This is a genomic window from Cellulosimicrobium sp. BMG9.22 (assembly GCF_059159975.1).
Genome location: NZ_JBZGBY010000029.1, coordinates 37,828 through 52,501 on the forward strand (window position 1 = coordinate 37,828; position 14,674 = coordinate 52,501).

General features: G+C 74.0%; 14 protein-coding genes. 4 read left to right on the top strand and 10 right to left on the bottom strand.

What is annotated here, in order from left to right:
- The first annotated feature begins 29 nt into the window (after window positions 1-29).
- From cydB to cydC, 3 genes are read left to right on the top strand one after another with little or no spacing between them, the layout of a single operon-like run.
- Entirely contained in the window at window positions 30-1,142 is a 1,113-nt protein-coding gene (gene cydB, locus AC4H2H_RS16535; protein WP_494371912.1) for a cytochrome d ubiquinol oxidase subunit II, read from the top strand.
- Window positions 1,139-2,914, top strand: coding sequence for a thiol reductant ABC exporter subunit CydD (gene cydD / locus AC4H2H_RS16540; protein ID WP_494371913.1), 1,776 nt, complete (start codon window positions 1,139-1,141; stop codon window positions 2,912-2,914). Before cydB ends, cydD begins: the two co-directional genes overlap by 4 nt.
- Window positions 2,911-4,788 carry a thiol reductant ABC exporter subunit CydC gene (gene cydC / locus AC4H2H_RS16545; RefSeq protein ID WP_494371914.1) on the top strand — a complete coding sequence of 626 codons (1,878 nt, stop codon included), beginning with the start codon at window positions 2,911-2,913 and terminating at the stop codon, window positions 4,786-4,788. The genes cydD and cydC overlap by 4 nt, the downstream gene beginning before the upstream one ends.
- A 21-nt stretch (window positions 4,789-4,809) precedes the next feature.
- Here the strand turns inward: cydC and AC4H2H_RS16550 are convergent, their stop codons facing one another.
- The 4 genes from AC4H2H_RS16550 to gadC all read right to left on the bottom strand — a co-directional run bounded on the left by AC4H2H_RS16550 (window position 4,810) and on the right by gadC (window position 8,954).
- Window positions 4,810-5,412, bottom strand: a complete 603-nt coding sequence (locus tag AC4H2H_RS16550; RefSeq protein ID WP_494371915.1) for a hypothetical protein — start codon at window positions 5,410-5,412, stop codon at window positions 4,810-4,812.
- A gap of 100 nt (window positions 5,413-5,512) precedes the next feature.
- Window positions 5,513-6,961, bottom strand: coding sequence for a dipeptidase (locus tag AC4H2H_RS16555; protein WP_494371916.1), 1,449 nt, complete (start codon window positions 6,959-6,961; stop codon window positions 5,513-5,515).
- Window positions 6,958-7,476, bottom strand: coding sequence for a hypothetical protein (locus AC4H2H_RS16560; RefSeq protein WP_494371917.1), 519 nt, complete (start codon window positions 7,474-7,476; stop codon window positions 6,958-6,960). The genes AC4H2H_RS16555 and AC4H2H_RS16560 overlap by 4 nt, the downstream gene beginning before the upstream one ends.
- Window positions 7,473-8,954, bottom strand: coding sequence for a glutamate/gamma-aminobutyrate antiporter GadC (gene gadC / locus AC4H2H_RS16565; protein ID WP_494371918.1), 1,482 nt, complete (start codon window positions 8,952-8,954; stop codon window positions 7,473-7,475). Before gadC ends, AC4H2H_RS16560 begins: the two co-directional genes overlap by 4 nt.
- A gap of 255 nt (window positions 8,955-9,209) precedes the next feature.
- Here gadC and AC4H2H_RS16570 point away from each other — a divergent pair, with 255 nt between their 5' ends.
- Window positions 9,210-10,151, top strand: coding sequence for an NAD(P)-dependent oxidoreductase (locus AC4H2H_RS16570; RefSeq protein ID WP_494371919.1), 942 nt, complete (start codon window positions 9,210-9,212; stop codon window positions 10,149-10,151).
- Window positions 10,152-10,293: 142 nt separating this feature from the next.
- Here the strand turns inward: AC4H2H_RS16570 and mutM are convergent, their stop codons facing one another.
- The 6 genes from mutM to coaD form a co-directional block, all read right to left on the bottom strand.
- Window positions 10,294-11,280 carry a bifunctional DNA-formamidopyrimidine glycosylase/DNA-(apurinic or apyrimidinic site) lyase gene (gene mutM, locus AC4H2H_RS16575; protein WP_494371920.1) on the bottom strand — a complete coding sequence of 329 codons (987 nt, stop codon included), beginning with the start codon at window positions 11,278-11,280 and terminating at the stop codon, window positions 10,294-10,296.
- A complete protein-coding gene (gene rnc / locus AC4H2H_RS16580; RefSeq protein WP_494371921.1) occupies window positions 11,273-12,034 on the bottom strand; it encodes a ribonuclease III in 762 nt (253 codons plus the stop codon). Before rnc ends, mutM begins: the two co-directional genes overlap by 8 nt.
- 5 nt (window positions 12,035-12,039) lie before the next feature.
- Window positions 12,040-12,234 (bottom strand): 50S ribosomal protein L32, encoded by a 195-nt coding sequence (gene rpmF, locus AC4H2H_RS16585; protein ID WP_069387572.1) that lies wholly within the window; start codon window positions 12,232-12,234, stop codon window positions 12,040-12,042.
- A 2-nt stretch (window positions 12,235-12,236) separates the two neighbouring features.
- Window positions 12,237-12,755 carry a YceD family protein gene (locus AC4H2H_RS16590; RefSeq protein ID WP_494371922.1) on the bottom strand — a complete coding sequence of 173 codons (519 nt, stop codon included), beginning with the start codon at window positions 12,753-12,755 and terminating at the stop codon, window positions 12,237-12,239.
- A 241-nt stretch (window positions 12,756-12,996) separates the two neighbouring features.
- Window positions 12,997-13,572 carry an ATP synthase subunit B family protein gene (locus AC4H2H_RS16595; protein ID WP_494371923.1) on the bottom strand — a complete coding sequence of 192 codons (576 nt, stop codon included), beginning with the start codon at window positions 13,570-13,572 and terminating at the stop codon, window positions 12,997-12,999.
- A gap of 23 nt (window positions 13,573-13,595) precedes the next feature.
- Window positions 13,596-14,105 carry a pantetheine-phosphate adenylyltransferase gene (gene coaD / locus AC4H2H_RS16600; protein ID WP_494371924.1) on the bottom strand — a complete coding sequence of 170 codons (510 nt, stop codon included), beginning with the start codon at window positions 14,103-14,105 and terminating at the stop codon, window positions 13,596-13,598.
- Window positions 14,106-14,674: the final 569 nt, after the last annotated feature.

Consider the following 14,674-nt stretch of genomic DNA (forward strand, 5'->3'; position numbering starts at 1 on the left):
CCCGCCCAGAAAACCCAGGAGACACCACCGTGGATCTCGCCGTCGTCTGGTTCGTGATCATCGCCGTCCTGTGGACCGGCTACCTCGTCCTCGAGGGCTTCGACTTCGGAGTCGGCATGCTGCTGTCGATCCTCCCCCGGGGTGACTCCGAGCACCGCGAGAAGGAGCGCCGCGTCCTCATCAACACCATCGGGCCCGTCTGGGACGGCAACGAGGTCTGGCTGCTCACCGCGGGCGGCGCGACCTTCGCCGCCTTCCCCGAGTGGTACGCGACCCTCTTCTCGGGCTTCTACGTCCCGCTCCTGCTCATCCTCGTCGCGCTCATCGTGCGCGGGGTGGCGTTCGAGTACCGCGGCAAGATCCGCGACGAGGGCTGGGCCCGGCGCTGCGACGTCGCGATCCAGGTCGGCTCGTGGGTGCCGGCCGTGCTGTGGGGCGTCGCGTTCGCCAACCTCGTGCGCGGCGTCCAGCTCGACGCCGACCACCAGCTCGTCGGCGGGTTCTTCTCGCTCCTGTCGCCGTTCGCGCTGCTTGGCGGCCTCGTGACCCTGAGCCTGTTCCTCCTCCACGGGTCGGTGTTCGTCGCGCTCAAGACCGACGGCGAGATCCGGGCCCGGGCCCGGCAGCACGCGTCGGTCTTCGGAGTCGTCGCGCTCGTCCTCGCGGGCGGCTGGGCCGTGTGGGCGCAGGTCGCGTACTCCGTGCCCTGGACGTGGGCGGCCGTCGTGCTCGCGGCCGCCGGCCTGGTCACGACCCTCGTCGCGAACCGCAAGGGCTCCGAGGGCCGGGCGTTCACGGCCTCGGCCCTGACGATCGTGGCGGCAGTCGTGCTCATCTTCGGCTCGATGTACCCCGACGTCATGCCCGCGGTGGACCCGGCGAACTCGCTGACGGTCCACAACGCGTCGTCGACCGACTACACGCTCACCGTCATGACGTGGGTCGCCGTGATCCTCACGCCGCTCGTCATCGGGTACCAGTCGTGGACGTACTGGGTCTTCCGCCGTCGCCTGTCGACCAAGGACATCCCGGCCCCCGCCGGACTGTCGCTCAAGAAGGTCCGCGAGGCGGCGTTCGGCGGCGCGTCGTCGGGCGGTGCGGCCGGGCGCGACCTCGGCTCCGGCGGGTCGGGCGGCGCGTGAAGCCCCTCGACCCCCAGCTCCTGCGCCACGCGCGCGCCGCACGGGGATACGTCGTCCTGACGGCGGTGCTCGGGTTCGCCACGGCGGGCCTGGTCGTCGCCCAGGCGATCGTGCTCGCGTCGATCCTCGCACCGGCGATCGAGGGGACGGTCACGCTGTCCGACGTCGGCACCCGCCTCGGCCTGCTCGCCGCCGTGGTCGCGGCGCGGGCCGGCACCTCCTGGGCCCAGGAACGCTTCGCGCTGCGCGCCGCGACGCGGACCGTGACCGAGCTGCGCGAGCAGGTCGTCACGCACGCCGTCGCGCTCGGGCCGCGCTGGCTCGCGTCCGGCCGCGGTCCCGAGGTCGCCACGCTGGCGACACGCGGGCTCGACGCGCTCGAGCCGTACATGGTGCGCTACCTGCCGCAGCTCCTGCTCGCCGCGACCGTCACGCCCGCGACGCTCGCCGTCGTCCTCGGCCTCGACTGGGTCTCGGCGGTGATCATCGCGGTGACCATTCCCCTCGTCCCCCTCTTCATGGTCCTCGTCGGCCGGCTCACGGCCGGGACGTCGGAGCGACGCCTCGTCGTCATGCAGCGCCTCGGTGCCCAGGTGCTCGACCTCCTCGCCGGCCTGCCCACGCTGCTCGCGTTCGGCCGCGCGCGCGGCCCGGAGCGGCGCGTGCGCGCCCTCGGTGAGGCCAACCGGCGAGCGACCATGGGAACGCTGCGCGTCGCCTTCCTCTCCGGCATGGTGCTCGAGCTCCTTACGACGCTGTCTGTCGCCGTCGTCGCCGTGGGGGTGGGTCTGCGGCTCGTGCACGGCGGCATGGAGCTCGAGCCGGCGCTCGCGGTGCTCGTCCTCGCGCCCGAGGTGTATCTCCCCCTGCGCCAGGTCGGCATGCACTTCCACGCGTCCACCGACGGCATCGCCGCCGCCGACCAGGCGTTCGCGATCCTCGACGAGGACGTGCCGGAGCCCGGCCGCACGCCCGCACCGGCGCTCGCGGGGGCGACCCTCGCGCTGCGCGGCGCCTCCGTGCGCGCCGGCGACCGCGACGTGCTCGCGCCTGCCGCGCTGGACGTCGCCGTCCGCGTCGACGCGTCGTCGGGTCGGGTCGTGGCCCTCACCGGACCGAGCGGCGCGGGCAAGACGACGACGGCGCTCCTAATGCTCGGCCTCGTGCGTCCGGACCTCGGCACGGTCACGCTCACCGGACGGTCGGGCGAGCACCTCGACCTCGCCGACGTGGATCTCAGCACCTACTGGCCCCAGGTCGCGTGGCTCCCCCAGCGGCCCGTGCTCGCGCCGGGGCGCCTGCGCGACGTCGTCGCGGGCGGACTCGCCGTCGACGATGCCGACCTCGACCGCGCCGCTCGCACCGCCGGCCTCGACGCCGTCCTCGCGACGCTCCCGGGCGGCTGGGACACCGAGGTCGGGCAGGGCGGCGTCGGCCTCAGCGTCGGCCAGCGCCAGCGGGTCGCGCTGGCCGCGGCGCTGCTCGGCGACCCGGCGGACGTCCCGTTGGTCGTGCTCGACGAGCCCACCGCGCACCTCGACGCGCGCGGCGAGCAGGTGGTGCTCGACGCCGTGCGCGCCTTCCGCGACCAGGGCCGGACCGTCGTCGTCGTGGCGCACCGAGCCTCGCTCGTGCTCGCCGCGGACGAGGTCGTCGAGGTCCGCTCCGCGCCGCTCACCGGCACGTCCGCGCCGAGCACCGACCCGGACCCGTCGACCGGCACGACCGCGCTCGCGGCCGCCACCGCGGCCGATGAAGGGAGGCACCCGTGACCAGGCCTCGTGACCGTCTCGCCGCCGACCCGCTGTGGCGCGCCGTCGGACTGCTCGACGTGCGCTGGCGGCGCGTCGTGTGGGCCGTCGTCCTCGGCACGCTCTCGCTGGGCAGCGCCGTCGGGCTCGCCGCCGTCGCGGCGTGGCTCATCGCGCGCGCCTCGCAGATGCCGCCCGTCCTCACCCTGTCCGTCGCGGTCGTCGGCGTCCGGGCGTTCGGCATCTCGCGCGGAGTGTTCCGCTACCTGGAGCGGCTCGCGTCCCACGACGTCGCCCTGCGCGGCATGGCCGCGCTGCGGGCGAACCTCTACACCGCCCTCGCCGAGGGCTCGCCCGCCGCGCTCGTGGGGCTGCGGCGCGGTGACCTGCTCGCGCGCGTCGGTGCGGACGTCGACGCCGTGGGCGACGTCGTCGTCCGGGCGTTCGTCCCCGCGGGCGTCGCGCTCGCCGTGTCCGTCGGGTCGGTGGTGCTCGTCGGGGCGTTCCTGCCCGCGGCGGGCGTCGCGCTCGCGCTGTGCCTGCTCCTGGCGGCCGTCGTCGCTCCGTGGCTGTCCGCCCGGTCGGCGCGCACGGTCGAGGCCCGCGGCGCGGCCACGCGTGCGGCGATGACCGCGACGACGCTCGAGATCCTCGAGCAGTCCGGTCCGCTCGCCGTCTCCGGGCGCCTGGAGACCCGGCTCGACGACCTGCGCGCGACCGACCGTGAGCTGGCCCACGTGACCGACGACGGCGCCCGCCCCGCGGGTGTCGCCGCCGGGATCGCGGCGCTCGCCGTCGGGGTCGCGGTGCTGGCGTCGCTCGTGCTCGGCATCCCCGCGCTCACCGCAGGGAAGCTCGCGCCGGTCGAGCTGTCGGTGATCGTCCTGACGCCGCTGGCCGTGTTCGAGGCCGCGAACGTCCTTCCCGCCGCGGCGGTGCAGCTGCATCGCTCGCGTCAGGCGGCCGCACGCATCGTCGCCCTGCTCGGCGTGTCAGCACCGCACGCCGCTCCGGTGTCACCTCGTGCTGACACGAACGAAGCGGCGCCCGTCGTGTCAGCACGACAGGTCACCCCGGGGTCACCCGATGCTGACACGGGCCTCGTGCTCGACGGCGTCGCGACGGGCTGGCCGGGGATCGACCGCTCCGGCGTCGCCGGGTCGCACGTCGTCGTCGAGGGCGTGGACCTCGACGTCCGGCCGGGCCGGGCGGTCGCGCTCGTCGGGCCGTCGGGCGTGGGGAAGACGACGCTGCTCGCCACCGCGGCCGGGCTGGTCCTCCCGCTCGACGGCCGTGTGACGCTCGACGGTGCGGACGTGCGCGACCTCGACCGTGAGGAAGCGGCGCGCGGCGTCGTGCTCGCGGCCGAGGACGGCCACGTGTTCGACACGACCGTCCTGGAGAACCTGCGCGTCGCACGGGGCGACGTGACGCCCGAGGAGGCGGTGACGACCCTGGCCGCCGTCGGGCTCGCGGGGTGGCTCGCGGCGCTGCCCGACGGCGTCGAGACGCTCCTCGGCCCCGACGCGACGACGGTCTCCGGGGGAGAGCGTCGTCGGCTGCTCGTCGCCCGGGCGATCCTGGCACCCGCTCCCCTGCTGCTCGTCGACGAGCCGGCCGAGCACCTCGACGCGGCCGGGGCGGACGCGCTCGTCGGCCACCTCGTCGCGACGACGCACGGCGGGTCGCACGACGCACCCCGCCGGGGGGTGGTCCTCGCGACCCACCGGCTCAGCGCCCTCGAGGCGGTCGACGAGGTGCTCCTCCTCGGGACCCCGCCGGGTTCCCCGGACGGTGCGCCGGCCCGCGTCGTCGCGCGCGGCACGCACGACGAGCTGCTCGCCCTCCCCGCCTACCGCTGGGCGCTCGACCAGGAGGCACCCGCCGCCTCCTGAGCCGGGCGTCGGCGAGGGTCCTCAGGCCGGGACGACGGCGAGGGTCGCGTACTCTCGCAGCGTCCGCCGCGCGGCGCGGACGATGTAGAGCCCGTACGCGCTCGTCACGATCGCCCCGCCCAGTCCCGTGACCGCCCAGACCGTCTGCCAGTTCGCCTCGTTGCCCGCGAGGACGAGCCCGAACCCTGCGGCGACGAGCATGGCGGTGCCGAGGTAGTAGTCGACCGTGCGTCCGAAGATCGCCGGCATCGGGTAGAAGTGGAGCGCGACGACCAGCGCGACCACCGGCAGGATCCACACGGCGTGGCCGAGCAGCACCAGCACGACCACGGAGGTGAGGACGAGCCCGCCCTGGACGCTGCTGACGATCGTCATCCCCTTCGCGATCCGCGCGTCGTACGCGTTCGTCTCGTGCGGGAGCTCACGACCGAGCCGCAGGAGCCTGCGGGCCGTGACGGCCAGGTACGCCGACCAGGTGAGCGCCAGGGCGAGGAAGACGCCGCCCGCGACAGGCCACGCCACGACCGGCCAGACCGCGTACACGGGCGTGAAGACGGCCATCGGGATCAACCCCGACGCCGTGCCGTTCAGGACTGTCCCCACCCGCGTGCGCAGGTCCTCCATGCCGAGCTCCCCGCCTCGTCGCCGCACAGTGCGCGCAGTCTTCCATGCCGAGCGGCACCGGCCGACCACCGCACGGACAGCGAGACGGGCGGCGATCCCGTCAGCGAGCGACCGGCCCCGACTGGCCGAGGCGTGCGAGGAAGAGCGCCTCGCCGACGGCGAGGTTCTCGATCTCGCTCGGAGCGACGGACTCGTTCGGGGCGTGGATGAGGCACGCCGGTTCCTCGACGCCGAGGAGCACGATCTCGGCGTCCGGATACTGCTCGGCGAGCACGTTGCACAGCGGGATCGACCCACCCTGCCCGGCGGTGACCGTCTCGCGGCCGTACGCGTCCGCGAGCGCCGCGGTCAGCGTGTCGAACACGTGCCCGCTCGTGCGGGCGGCGAAGGGCTGCCCGGCGGCATCCCGCTCGACGCGCACCCGCACGCCCCAGGGCGCGTGCGCCTCGAGGTGCGCGACGAGCCGGTCCTGCAGGTCCTGGGCGTCCGAGCCCGGCGGGACCCGGAGGTTCAGCCGGGCGGACGCGCGGGGCTGGATCGCGGCGGCCGAGCCGACGACGCTCGGCGCGTCGATCCCGAGGATCGTCACCACGGGGCGCGCCCACAGCCGGTCGGCGACGCTCCCGGTCCCGACCAGCCCGACGTCGTCGAGCACGCCCGCGTCGCGGCGGAACTGGTCCTCGTCGTACGCGACGCCGTCCCAGGTCCCCTGCGCGACGGCGGGCGGGACCCCGTCGATCGTCGTGTCGCCGCGGGCGTCGCGCAGGCTCGCGAGAACCGCGACGAGCGCCGCCAGCGCATCCGGTGCGGCCCCGCCGAACATGCCCGAGTGGAGCTCTCCCTCGAGCGCCTCGACGTGCACGACGACGTTCGCCGCGCCGCGGAGCGTGACCGTGAGCGTCGGCAGCCCGAGCTCGGCGTTGCCCGTGTCCTGGACGAGCATCGCGTCGGCCGCGAGCGCCCCGGGGTTCGCCTCGACCCACCGGTCGAGGCCTCCGGTCCCCTGCTCCTCCGACCCCTCGACGACGAGCCGGATCCCCACGGGGTAGTCCTCGCCACCGAGCGCGCGCAGAGCACGGAGCGCGGTGAGGTGCGTGATGACGTTGCCCTTGCAGTCGGCGGCCCCGCGCCCGTAGAGACGCCCGTCGCGCTCGGTGAGCGCGAACGGCGGGGTCGTCCACGCGGCGTCGTCGAGCGGGGGCTGCACGTCGTAGTGCGCGTAGAGCAGGACGGTGGGCGCGCCGTCGGGCCCGGGCCGGTGCCCGAGCACGACCTGCGACCCGTCGGGTGTGACCTCGAGCCGTGTGTCGACCCCCTCCGCGCGGAACGCGTCGGCGACCCACGTCGCCGCCCGCTCGCACTCCTCGCGGGGGAACTGCCGCTCGTCGGCGACCGACGGGATCGCGACGAGGTCGCGCAGGTCGTCGAGCGCGCGGGGCAGGAGCCCGCGGACGGCGCGACGGACCTCCTCGACGTGCCCGGCGTCGTCGGTCGTCGCACCGGTCCCCGCGGCTCCGGTGCCGGCTGTGCCGGAGGTGGGCTGGTTCACGCGTCCTCCTCGGTCGTCTCGGTGTCGGCGGCGCCGTCCGTCGTCGTGCGGCCCGGGTCGAGGTCCAGCGAGTCGACGTAGTCGTCGAACGCGTCGAGCTGCTCGGGGCAGTAGACCTCGATGACGAGCCGGTCGCCGGCGAGACGCCGCTCGTCGAGCACCGACGGCCGCAGGCCCGGGCCGACGGCACCGTTCGCGGCGCCGAGGTTCGCGGTCGCGTCGACGAGGGCGGCGGGGTCGGCGCAGAACCCGCCCGCGTCGTCGCCCAGGACCTGCGCGAGGGTGTCCTCGCTGAACGCGGTGATCCCGATCTGGGAGAAGCGCTCGTGCAGCTCGGCGGCCCTCTGCTCGGCCTCCCGCGCGTCGCGGTTGGTCCGCACGTTCTGGAACACGGTCACCATGACCGCCCCGAGCGCGAGCAGGAGCAGCCCGACGGCGGTGTAGGTGACCCACCGCCGCGGCGCGACGGGCTCCGGCTCGTGCTCGGGCACATGGCCGGGTCGTGCGGTGCTCATGCGGACTCCCCCGCTTCGTCCGCCGCGGTGGTCGCGGCCGCGTCCGGGTTCTTCCACGACGGCTTGCGCAGCAGGTAGAACAGCGCGGGCACGAGGAGCCCCACGATCCCCAGGCCACCACCCACGACGAGCACGTAGACACCCACGCTCCCGCTCGAGAACTGCGCCGGCGGGACGAACCCGATGACCATCGCGGCGACCGACGCGCAGAACCCGACGACGCACAGGAGCGTGAGCGCCGGGGCACGGTAGCCGCGGGGGTGGTCGGGGGCGCTGCGGCGCAGGCGGACGGCCGCGACGAACAGCAGCAGGTACATGACGAGGTACACCTGCGTCGTGATGACGGACAGGATCCAGTACGCGCTCGACACGTCGGGGATGAACGCGTACAGGAGGGCGATGCCGGTCGTCACGACGCCCTGGGTCACGAGGATGTTCTGCTGGACGCCGTGCTTGTTGAGGCGCTGGAGGAACGGCGGCAGGCAGCCCTCCTCGCGCGCGACCGTGAGCAGGCCCTTGGACGGGCCGGCGAGCCACGTGAGCATCCCGCCGAGCGAGGCGGCGATGAGCATGAGCCCGAGGATCGGGGTCAGCCAGCTCACCCCGAAGTTGGCGAAGAACGCGTCGAACGCCTGCATGACGCCCGCCGTGAGGCTGAGCTGGTCGGCCGGGATGACCCAGCTGATGGCGACCGCCGGGAGGATGAAGATGACGAGGACGAGCCCGATCGCGAGGAACATCGAGCGCGGGAACTCCGTCGCCGGCTTGCGCAGGCTCGTGACGTGCACGGCGTTCATCTCCATGCCCGCGTACGAGAGGAAGTTGTTGACGATGAGCACGAGCGAGGCCAGGCCGGTCCACGCGGGCAGCAGGTGCTGCGCGTCCATCGGCGCGGCGGACTGGTTGCCCTGGCCGAGGAACACGATGCCGAGCACGACGAGGATCGCGGCGGGGATGAGCGTGCCGATGATCAGGCCCATGCTCGACAGGCCCGCGACGGTCTTGGTCCCCTGCGAGGACAACCACACCCCGGACCAGAAGAGCACGACGATGACGATCGCCACGTAGAGCCCGTTGCTCGCGAGGTTCGGGTTGATGACGTAGGCGAACGTGCTCGCGACGTACCCGAGCAGGCTCGGGTAGTAGAAGATCGTCATCGCGAACTGGCACCAGACCGCGAGGAACCCGAGCGGCTTGGACACCCCGTCCGCGACCCACCGGTACACGCCGCCCGACCATCCGGAGGCCAGCTCGGCCGACACGAGCGACGTCGGCAGGAGGAACACGAGCGCGGGCACGATGTAGAGGAACACCGCGGCGAGGCCGTAGACCGCCATCGTCGGTGCGGCCCGCAGGCTCGCGACCGACGACGTGATCATGAACGCGAGCGTGATCCAGGTGACGTAGTTCTTCGGCGTGCGGGCCGTGATCGCCGCGCGCATCTCCGCGCGCGTCGGCGCCCCCGTGGACGACCCCATCCCTACCCCCGATGCCACGACCCGCGAGCGGGCCGGACGGGACGGCGCGCACCGGGCGGCCCGCGTCGTCGGACACCGCGAACATAACCCCGGCCCGGCCGCCGCGCCTGCGGACGTGCAGGTCGGAGGCTCGCTGGCGACGGACGGACGGACGTCCCGGTCCCGGTGGGCGGACGCTCCCCCGGTGATACGTTCGCGGGGCGGGCCGCACCGCGAGCGGGCCGCAGTCGCACGCCGAACCACCCGGGAGCAGCGTTGAAGATCCTCGTGCCCGACACCATCGCCCTCGACGTGCACGCGGAGCCGGGCGACGACGTCGTCGTCTACGACGCCGCGGCGCCGTTCGCGGCCGAGCACGCCGCCGCGGAGGTGCTCGTCGCCTGGGCGAACTCCTCCTCGAACCTCGCCGACGCCGCGTCGCGGCTCGCTCGCCTGCGGTGGGTGCAGACCCTCGCCGCCGGCCCCGACGCGGTGCTGGCCGCCGGGTTCGGCCCGGACGTGACGATCACCTCCGGGCGGTCCCTCCACGACGGACCGGTCGCCGAGCACGCGCTCGCGCTCGTCCTCGCCGCCGTGCGCCGGCTCGACGCGCTGGGCGTGGCGCAGCACGAGCACCGCTGGGACACCGTCGTGAACCGCGCGCAGGCCGACCCCGCGACGGCGGGCCGCTACACGCTCGACGGCGCCCCCGTGACGATCTGGGGCTTCGGGTCGATCGCGGCCCGGCTCGCGCCGCTCCTCGCCGCGCTCGGCGCCGACGTCACGGGCGTCGCCCGGAGCCGCGGCGAGCGGCACGGCTTCCGGGTCGTCACCGACGACGACCTGCCGGGCCTGCTCGCCACGACGGACGTGCTGGTCTCGCTGCTCCCGGCTCTCGACACGACGCGCCACGCGTTCGGCGCCGAACGGATCGACCAGCTCCCGGACCACGCGCTCTTCGTCAACGTGGGTCGCGGTGCGACCGTCGACGAAGACGCGCTCGTCGCCGCCCTCCGCGAGCACCGCCTCGGCGGCGCCGCGCTCGACGTCACCGAGTCCGAGCCCCTGCCGGAGACCTCACCCCTCTGGGACGCACCCCGCCTGATCCTCACCCCGCACGTCGCCGGCAACCGCCCGCAACGCGCGTCCGACCTCGTCAACGCCAACCTCGAAGCCCTCCGCGCAGGCCGAGCCCTCCGCAACGTCGTCCACCGCTGACCCTGCGACGACGGCGAGACGAACGGAGTGCCGACGCCGGAGCGAGGGGCGGGGCGGGTCGTGGCGGGTCTGGCGGGAGCCGCGAGGAACGAGCGGCGGATGGTAGACCCGCCCCGCCCCTCGCTCCGGCGTCGGCGGACCCCTACCAGCGACCGTTGCGCGGCCGCGGCTGGCAGCGGGGGCAGGTGTACGACGACCGGTTCATGAACTCGTCGCGCCGCACCGGCGTGCCGCACCGTGGGCACGGCTCGCCCTCCTGCCCGTACACGGCGAGCGAGCGCGAGAAGTACCCGGACTGCCCGTTGACGTTGACGTAGAGGGAGTCGAAGCTCGTCCCGCCCTGGAGGAGCGCCTCGCTCATGACCTCGGCGGCGGCGTCGAGCAGCCGGTGCGCCTCGGGCCGGCGCAGCGTGTCGGTCGCGCGCGCGTAGTGCAGGCGCGCGCGCCACAGCGCCTCGTCGGCGTAGATGTTCCCGACGCCGGAGACGACCGTCTGGTCGAGGAGCGCGCGCTTGACCCCGGTCCGACGACGGCGGATCGCCTCGACCACGTCGTCCCGCCGCAGCGCGGGGTCCAGCAGGTCACGACCGATGTGGGCCACCGGGGCGGGGACCGCGGCGAGGTCGGAGCCTAGGCCGCCGGGGGCGCCGTCGGGCGTGGGCACGAGGTCCTGGACGGACAGGTGGCCGAACGTGCGCTGGTCGACGAAGTCGATCGCGAGCGCTCCTGCGGGGCCGGAGCCGTCGGGCTGGAGCAGGATCCGCACCCGCAGGTGGGGCGAGCGCTCGGCGAGACCGGGGCCCGAGCGCACGAGGAGCTGCCCGGACATGCCGAGGTGCGCGAGCAGCGCCGCCGCGGGGCCGGCGTCGGGCGCCTCGGTCTCGTGCGGGCCGACGTGCGTCCCCCGAGTCGGGGCCGTCGCCGGGACGAGCGGGAGCCACAGGAACTTCCCGCGGCGTACGGCCGCGTCGAGCCGTTGGCCGAGGAGCTGGTCCCGGAAGTCCTGCGGGCCGCCGTCGTGGCGACGCACGCTGTAGTCGCGCAGCACCTCGACGTCGGTGACGACGCCGCCCAGCACGTGCCGAGCGAGACCGTCACGGACGGTCTCGACCTCGGGCAGCTCAGGCACCGGCGCCCTCTGGCGCGTCGTCGGCGTCCGCCGCCGCGGCGGTCTGGGCGTCCTGCCGCTCCGCGTGCTCGACGGCGAGGGCCTCGTAGGCACGCTCCGCCGCCTCCTGCTCCGCGTACTTCTTGGCGGTCCCGCTGCCCGTCCCGTAGAGCCGGCCGCCGAGGTGGACGTAGGACGTGAAGACGCGTGCGTGGTCCGGTCCGACGGCGTCGCTCGAGTACACGGGCGCGCTGAGGCCGGCGGCGGCGGCCGCCTCCTGGAGGGACGTCTTCCAGTCGAGCCCGGCACCGAGGCCCGCGGCCGCGGCCAGAGTCGACTCGACGAGGCGGTGCACGAGCTCGCGCGCCGCCTCGAGGCCGTGGCTCAGGTAGACGGCGCCGATGATCGCCTCGACGGTGTCGGACAGGATCGAGTCCTTGTCGTTGCCGCGCGTGCGGATCTCACCCTTGCCGAGCAGCACGTACTGGCCGAGCCCGAGCGTGCGCGCGATGGCCGCGAGCGACTTCTGCGAGACCGTCGCGGCACGCATCTTGGCAAGCTCGCCCTCGGACAGGTCGGGATGACGGCGGTACAGCGCCTCCGTCACGACCAGCCCGAGAACCGTGTCGCCGAGGAACTCGAGACGCTCGTTCGTCGGGATGCCGCCGTTCTCGTGGGCGAACGACCGGTGCGTGAGCGCAAGCACGAGAAGCTCGGGGTCCAGGTGGACCCCGAGCTTCTCGAGAAGACCGGATGCCGGTGCAGCCGGTGCCACTCGCCTCAGCCCGCGTGCTCGGAGCGCAGCGCCTCGGCGTACTGGCGGCCCTTGTAGGTGCCGCACGTCGGGCACGCCGCGTGCGACAGCTTGTCGCCCTTGCACTGCGGGCAGGTGGTGAGGTTCGCGGCGGTGGTCTTCCACTGCGAACGACGCGCACGGGTGTTGCTGCGCGACATCTTGCGCTTCGGAACAGCCACGGCTAGCTCTCTTTCGTCTCGTCGGACACGTTCGAGGTGTCGAACATGCTCTCCAGCGCCGACCAACGAGGGTCGACAAGGTCGTGTGCGTGCCCAGGGTCGTCCGCCAGCCGCGCTCCGCACTCGGAGCACAGTCCCGGGCAGTCCGCTCGGCACACCGGACTGAATGGTAGTGCAGTGACCACCGAATCCCGTAGCGCGGGCTCGATGTCCGCCCGCTCGCCGTCGAGGTCGTAGACGTCCTCGGCGTCCTCGAGGTCGTCGCCCGAGTCCTCGGCGGCCTTCGCACGCTCCGGGTAGGCGAAGAGCTCGCCGAGCTCGACCGTCACGTCCTGGTGCACCGTCTCGAGGCAGCGGACGCACTCCCCGACCGCGTGACCGGTGACCGTCCCGGAGACGAGGACACCCTCCATCACGGCCTCGAGACGCAGGTCGAGCTCGAGCTCGCTGCCCTCGGGGATGCCGATGACGGCCGTGCCGAGGTCGCCCGGGGCGGCGACGGTCCGCTGGACCGTCCGCATGCTCCCGGGTTGCCGACCGAGCTCGTGCGTCTCGAGCACGAGCGGCGACGTCTTGTCGGCTGTGATGGCGCGCTCCAGGTTCGGTGCCGCGGGCGCGACGGCCTGCGGACTGGTGATCGATGGTCGAGGTGGGCCGGCTGGAACTCCTGCCGGGCACGGGCCCGCGCAAGATGCGGGGCCAAAGGTCGATCTTACGGCACCGGGAGACCCCGCCGCCACCTACCTGCGGAGCGCCCCGCAGCTACCGTCCCGTGCGTTCGCGCATCGTCGCCGGGAAGGGCGACGGCTCGTCCTCCTGCCCGGGCGACCCGAGCCGGTCGGCGAGCTTGGCGCGCCCCGCCTGCACCTGGGCGAGCAGCTTGCCGAGGTCCACCTCGAAGTCGGCGAGCCGGCGGTCGCAGTAGTCGTCCGCGTCCCTGCGCAGCCCCGCCGCGGCCTCCTGGGCCTCGTCGACGATCTCCAGGGCCCTCGACTGGGCCTGGACCACCACCTGCTCGGTCTGCACGAGCTCGATCGCCCGCGCCCGCGCCGTCGTGAGGATCTCCTCCGCCTGGCGGTGCGCGTCCTCGAGGACCTGGTCCGCCTCCGCGAGCACCTCGTCCGCGTGCGCGAGCTGCTCCGGAAGAGCGGAACGCAGCTCGTCGACGAGCGCGAGCGCGTCCCCCTTGTGCACGAGCACCGACGACGACATCGGCATCGTGCGGGCCGTCTCCACGAGGTGCGCGAGGTCGTCCAGGATCGCGTTGAGCCCGACCCGCGCCTCCTCCGCCGCTCGCTCGTCGGCCTCTGCCGCCACCCGTCGGTCCTGCTCGCTCATGTACCCGGTCCTTCCCGTCGTGCTCACCTGCTGCTCGCGTCCTGCGTCCGTGGTGGTGCCAGCGCCGCCCTGACCGCGCCACCCACGCCCGGGGGCACGAGGTCGTCGATCGGTCCGCCGTACCTCGCGATGTCCTTGACGAGCGACGACGCGACGTGCAGCAGAGCGGCGTCGCCCGCGACGAAGACCGTCTCGACGCCGGCGAGGTGCCGGTTCATGAGCGACATCGGCAGCTCGGCGTCGAAGTCGGCGCCGCCCCTCAGACCCTTGATCACCGCCGTGGCGCCGACGTCCCGACAGAAGTCGACGAGGAGCCCGGGCACCACCTCGACCCGGACCCCGTCGAGGCCCGCGCCCTCGACCGCGGACCGAGCGAGCGCGACACGCTCGTCGACGCTCAGGAGTGCAGTCTTCGACGCGTTGCGTGCGACGCCCACGACGACGTCGTCGAACAGCGCACGCGCACGCCGGACGATGTCGAGATGGCCGAGGGTGATCGGGTCGAACGACCCGGGACAGACGGCTGTGGTCACCTCGTCACGGTAGTACACGAGACCCGCGCGACCGCGGCGCCACGACCGAGCGCGCTCGGTGTCACGACGGCACCGTCGAGAACTCCGCCGGGTCCGCGGCGGCCACCCGCAGCGGGACGTCGCGTCGGTGCTCGGGTCGGCTGGGCAGGTCGGGTCCGGTCGGACGTCGTGCTGTGGTCGGGTCCGGTCGGGCGTCGTGCTGCGGTCGGGTCCGGTCGGACCTCGTGCTGCGGTCGCGTCCGGTCGGACCTCGTGCTGCGGTCGGGTCCCGTCGGACGTCGTGCTGTGGTCGGGTCCGCGGGTGGGGCGGCGTCGGTGCTCGGGCTGTCCGCGCCGTCACCCTGGTCCGTCGGGCGTAGGTTTGAGGAGCGCGGCCTTGACGCCCTTCGCATCCGACGCCGCCCCACCCGCTCACCCATCACCTCACCCCGGGCAGACGCCCGGGCCCCGGACTCCCGCCGAAGTAGAACCCTGGTCAGGCCGAGGTAGAACCCTGGTCTGCCGAGGTAGAGGCCTGGTCGGGCAGGTCGGACCGTGGTCACGCGCCGAACACGACATCAGTGTCGCTC